This is a genomic window from Falsiroseomonas sp., assembly GCF_051860665.1.
GTDB lineage: Bacteria > Pseudomonadota > Alphaproteobacteria > Acetobacterales > Acetobacteraceae > Falsiroseomonas.
This window is the reverse complement of sequence record NZ_JBHYDM010000010.1, coordinates 63,863-69,051: the sequence shown is the minus strand read 5'-3', so window position 1 is coordinate 69,051 and position 5,189 is coordinate 63,863. Positions and strand designations below refer to the sequence as shown.

Below are 5,189 nucleotides of genomic sequence, written 5' to 3'. Positions count from 1 at the left end.
CGGTGGAGGCTGCCGGGCGGCATCGCGCAGCCGCCAGAGGCCCGCGCCGACGGGGCAGCGACAGCGGTGGCGGCCCCCTTGCGCAAGCGCCCCTCCCCCTTAAACCTCCGCGTGTGCGGAATGAAAATCGCTCGCGGGGGAGTATGGCGAAGCGCTGCGGCGCGCGCCAGTCATACCGGTGTTTCATTAATATCTCGCCGTGGACGTGCCTCACGCATCCCGGCACACGATCCGCTGGCGGTGCTTGAACAGATTGCAACGCCCTGCCTAGGATGCGCGGGGAAACGCTCCCGCCCTCCGGCCGGGGCCTGGAAGGCTGCATGGCGTCACGTCCTCTCCTCGCGGCCGCCTGCCTGGCCCTGGGCTGCGCCCTGGGCGCCGGTGCCATGGTCGCGTTGCGGCCAGGCACACCCACCCCTGCCGCCTCGGTGACGCCTTCCGCCGCGCCGCGGGAACAGCCACCCGCCGCCGTGCAGGTCCTGACGGTCGGGCGCGGGGAGGTGGAGCGCGTGCTGACCTCCATCGGCACGCTGCGTGCGGTGCAGAGCGTGCCGGTCGCCTCGCTCACCGGCGGCGTCGTGCTCTCCGCCCATTTCACGGAGGGCGGGCCGGTCGCCGCCGGCACACCGCTGGTGACCTTCGACACGCGCATCGCGGAAGCGCAGCTCGCCTCCGCCCAGGGCCAGTTGCAGGTGGCGCAGCTGCGCTTCGAACGTGGTCAGTCGCTGATCGGCGTGCGGTCCCGGCAGCAGATGGATGACGACCGCGCCGCGCTGCAGCAGGCGCAATCCGACCTCGCCGTGCGGCGCACCACGCTGGACCAGCTGACGCTGCGCGCGCCCTTCGCGGGCTTTGCCGGGCAGCGCCTGTTCGGCGTGGGGGAGTATGTGCCGGCCGGCAAGACGCTGCTCTGGCTCGAGGATCGCACCAGCCTGCGCATCGAATTCCGCATCCCCGAGCGCTTCCTGCCGGTGCTGCGCATCGGCCAGGATTTCGGGCTGGAGGTGGATGCCGTGCCCGGCCGCCGCTTCACCGGCCGCACCACGCTGATCGACACGCGGCCGGACCTGGACGAGCGCACGCTGCATGTGCGGGGCGAGGTGCCGAATCCCGGCCTGGTGCTGCCCTCCGGCGTCTTCGGCCGCGTGCGACTGGTGATCGAGCAGGTGCCGGATGCCGTGCTGCTGCCGCCCGGCGCGGTGCAATACACGCTGACCGGCGCCTCCGTCTTCCGCGTGAGGGAGGGGCGGGCGGAGCGTGTGGCGGTGCGGATCGGCCTGCAGATGGGCGACCGCGTGCAGGTGCTGGACGGCATCGCCGAAGGCGACACCGTGGTGACCGAAGGCCAGTTCAACCTGGATGACGGCCGCCGCGTGACCATCGCCGGCCAGGCGCCGCCCGTGCCGGCACGGCTGGGGATGCCGGCGCGATGACCTCGGTCTCCGACCTCTTCATCCGGCGGCCCGTCTTCACCATCGTCGTGAACCTGATGATCGCGGTGATCGGCCTGCTCGGCCTGTCGCGCCTTTCCATCCGGGAATTGCCGCGCTTCGACCTGCCCTATGTCTCCATCAGCACCGTCTATGCTGGCGCCACGCCAGACCTGATCGAGCGCACCATCACCGCGCCCATCGAACAGGCGGTGGCGGCGATCGGCGGCATCGATACCATCGTCTCCACCAGCAGCGAGGGGCTGAGCCAGATCCAGATCGGCTTCAAGGTGGGCACCAATCCGCTGGATGCCGTGACCCAGGTGCGCGACAAGGTCGGCACGCTGCGCGCCGTGCTGCCCAGCGCGGCGCTGCCGCCCACCGTCGCGCAGCTCAGCCTGGATGCGACGCCGGTGATCTACCTCTCGCTCACCGACCCCGAGCGCAATGCGATGGAGATCACGGAGCTGGTGGGCCGCGTGGTGCGGCCGGCGCTGGCTTCCGTCGATGGCGTCGCCGCCGTGCAGGTGCTGGGGGAACGCCGCTACGCCGTGCGCATCTGGCTGGATGCCTATCTTCTGGCGGCGCATGGCGTCACCGCATCCGATGTGAATGCGGCGGTGCTGGCCCAGAACCTGGCCGTGCCCTCCGGCGCGCTGGAGCGCGATGGGCGGCGCGCGCTGGTCTATGCGGATACGGCGCTGATCCGGCCGGAGCAGTTCACCCAGATCGTCGTCCGCCGCATCGGCGACGAGACGCTGGTGCTGCTGGGCGATGTGGCGCGGGTGGAGGTGGGGCCGGAGAGCGAGGCGAATTCCATCCGTATCGATGGCCGCGCCGGCCTCGCCGTGGGCGTCGTGCCGCAATCGGGCGCCAATCCGCTGGAGGTGGCGCGCGCCGTGCGGGCGCTGCAGCCCATGCTGCGCGGCCTGGTGCCGAGCGAGATGCAGGTCTCCGTCATCTTCGACGCCTCCGAGACCATCGAGGCCGCGGTCGGGGAGGTGGCGGAGACCATCCTCGTCGCGGTGGTGCTGGTGACGCTGGTGATCCTGCTGTTCCTGGGGTCCTTCCGCTCCTCCCTCATCGTGCTGGTGACCATCCCGCTGTCGCTGATCGGCATGCTCGGCTTCATGTATGTGGCGGGCTACAGCATCAATACCTTCACCCTGCTGGCCATGGTGCTGTCCATCGGGCTGGTGGTGGATGATGCCATCGTCGATGTGGAGAATGTGCAGCGCCATATCGATGAGGGGCGGGACCCGGTGGCGGCGGCCTTCATCGGCAGCCGCGAGATCGGCTTCGCCATCGTCGCCACCACGCTGACGCTGGCCTCCGTCTATCTGCCGCTGGGCCTCGTCCCCGGGCTGCTGGGCAGCCTGTTCCGTGAATTCGCCTTCACGCTGGCCGCCGGCGTGCTGCTCTCCGGCTTCGTCTCCCGCACCCTGTCGCCGATGATGTGCTCGCGCCTGCTGCGGGCGAAGCGGCCGGGCGGGCTGGCGCTGCGGCTGGATGCGGCCTTTGCGCGGCTTTCGGCGGGTTATGCGCGCGGGCTGCGGCGCATGCTGCGATACCCCAGGCTGATCGCGCTGGCCGGCCTGCTGCTGTTCATTGCCGGCATCATGGCGATGTCCCGGCTGCCGGCGGAATTCGCGCCGGGCGACGATGCCGGCTACCTCATGGTCAAATTCACCGCGCCGCAGGACTCCACCAATACCTACATGGACTCCATCGCGGCCCGTGTGCAGACGGTGTTCGAGGATGTTTCGGAACGCCGCGGCAGCATGATCATGAACGGGCTGACGGCCCCGAACGAGGGCCTCGCCTTCCTCATGCTGCGGCCCTGGGCGGATCGCACGGCGAGTGCCGCCGAGATCGGCGCCCGCATCCTGCCGGCGCTGACCAATATTCCCGGCGCGCGCTTCAATATCCTGGACCCGAACCCGCTGGCCGGTGGCAGCGTGCCGCCGGTGCAGCTGGTGGTAAAATCCACCGGCAGCTACGAGGATCTGGCGCGGCTGATGGAACCGCTGGCCGCCTATGCCCGGGCGCATCCCGGCATCACCGCGCCGGCCGTGGACCTCGACCTGAACACGCGCCGCATCGACGTGCTGATGGACCGCGCCATGGCCGCCGTGCTGGGCATCGAGATCGACCGCATCGGCCAGACCATCAATGTCTTCCTCGGCGGCCAGCAGGTGGGCTTCCTCGGCTTCGGGGGCGAGCAATACAAGGTGATGGTACAGGTGGATGAGGCCGAGCGCCGCGACACCAGCATCCTGTCCAATATCTACCTGCGCGCCGCCTCCGGCGACCTGGTACCGCTGGCGCAGATCGTGACGCTGCGGGAGACGGTGGGCGCTTCCGCCCTGCCCCGCTTCCAGCAATTGCGCTCCGCCCGCATCAGCGCCTCCGTCGCGCCGGGCTGGACGCTGGGGCAGGTGATTTCCGAGTTGGAGGCGGAGGCGGCGCGGGTGCTGCCGCCCGGCACGCAGGTGGATTTCGATGGGCCGACGCGGGCGCTGAAACAGGCGGATGCCGCGGTGCTGATCGTCTTCGTGCTGGCGCTGGTCTTCATCTATCTCGTGCTTTCCGCGCAGTTCGAAAGCTTTCGCGACCCTTTCATCGTGCTCTCGGTCGTGCCGCTGGCGATGGTGGGGGCGGGGCTCGGGCTGCTGGCGGTGGGCGGCACGCTGAACGCCTATAGCTTCATCGGGCTGGTGACGCTGATCGGGTTGGTGGCGAAGAACGGCATCCTGATCACCGAATTCGCCAATCAGCTGCGCGACCAGGGCCGCGCCATGGAGGAGGCGGTGGTGGAAGCCGCCGCCACGCGGCTGCGGCCGATCCTGATGACGACGGTGGCCACCAGCCTCGGCGCCGTGCCGCTGCTGCTGACGGTGGGCCCCGGCGCACGGTCGCGCGAGGATCTCGGCGCCGTGGTGGTCGGCGGCATGACGCTGGGGCTGCTGGTCTCCCTGGTTCTGGTGCCGGCCTGCTACCTGATGCTTTCGCGAAAAGTGCGGCCCGAACTGGTCTCGCCGCCGCTGGATCAGGGCCTGCCGCATGGGGCGGATTGAGCCCTCAGCGGCGGCGAAGTGCCATCGCCAGGAGATGGCGCGGCGTCGGCTGCCATTGCAGGAAACGCCAGCCCGCCGTGCCACCCGGCGCGAAGGCCAGACGCGGCGGATCCAGGGTGAAGCCGAAACTGTCGAGGCCGGCGCCGATGCCCTCCCCCGTCGCCTTCACATAGGCCTCCTTCAGCGTCCAGATGCGCAGGAAGCCGGCATGGCGCGCCTCCGGCGGCATGGCGGCCAGCAGCGCCGCCTCGGACGGCGCGAAGTAGCGTTCCGCGAGGCCCGGACCGGCTTCGCGCCGTGCCAGATCCTCCACATCCAGGCCGAGATCGTCCACGGCCGCGACGGCGCAGGCTACCAGGCTGCGGGTGTGGGAGAGGTTGAAGCGCAGCCATGGCAGGCCGTGCGCGGCCGCGACTTCCGGCTTGCCGTGCCTGCCGATGTCGAAGGTCCAGGCCTCCGCCGGCAGGCCACCGGCCTCGGCCAGCATCTCGCGCGCCAGGGCATGGGCGGCGATATAGGCGCGGCGATCGGCGTCGAAGTGGAAACGCGCGGCGGTGGCGCGTTCCGCCGCGCTCAGCCGGGCCTGCCAGGCTTCCAGGGTCGGCGCATCGGCGCTCTCCGGCAGAAGCCAGCGCAGGCGCACCAGATTGCGCGCGGAAGAAGGGACCTCGGGCATGGCGGG

General features: G+C 70.3%; 3 protein-coding genes. 2 read left to right on the top strand and 1 reads right to left on the bottom strand.

What is annotated here, in order from left to right:
* Positions 1-320: 320 nt before the first annotated feature.
* Complete coding sequence (locus tag ACTIF1_RS12700; protein ID WP_439596795.1) at positions 321-1,433, top strand: efflux RND transporter periplasmic adaptor subunit; 1,113 nt, start codon at positions 321-323, stop codon at positions 1,431-1,433.
* The gene (locus tag ACTIF1_RS12695) at positions 1,430-4,507 is read left to right on the top strand and encodes an efflux RND transporter permease subunit (RefSeq protein WP_439596794.1); all 3,078 of its coding nucleotides are present in this window, start codon (positions 1,430-1,432) and stop codon (positions 4,505-4,507) included. The genes ACTIF1_RS12700 and ACTIF1_RS12695 overlap by 4 nt, the downstream gene beginning before the upstream one ends.
* A 4-nt stretch (positions 4,508-4,511) precedes the next feature.
* Here ACTIF1_RS12695 and ACTIF1_RS12690 read toward each other — a convergent pair whose 3' ends face one another.
* Positions 4,512-5,183 carry a 4'-phosphopantetheinyl transferase family protein gene (locus ACTIF1_RS12690; RefSeq protein ID WP_439596793.1) on the bottom strand — a complete coding sequence of 224 codons (672 nt, stop codon included), beginning with the start codon at positions 5,181-5,183 and terminating at the stop codon, positions 4,512-4,514.
* Positions 5,184-5,189 lie beyond the last annotated feature (6 nt).

Excerpts from the sequence above, each read along its gene's own strand:
- ACTIF1_RS12695 (WP_439596794.1), top strand. The coding sequence starts at position 1,430 with ATGACCTCGGTCTCCGACCTCTTCATCCGGCGGCCCGTCTTCACCATC.
- ACTIF1_RS12700 (WP_439596795.1), top strand. The coding sequence starts at position 321 with ATGGCGTCACGTCCTCTCCTCGCGGCCGCCTGCCTGGCCCTGGGCTGC.
- ACTIF1_RS12690 (WP_439596793.1), bottom strand. The coding sequence starts at position 5,183 with ATGCCCGAGGTCCCTTCTTCCGCGCGCAATCTGGTGCGCCTGCGCTGG.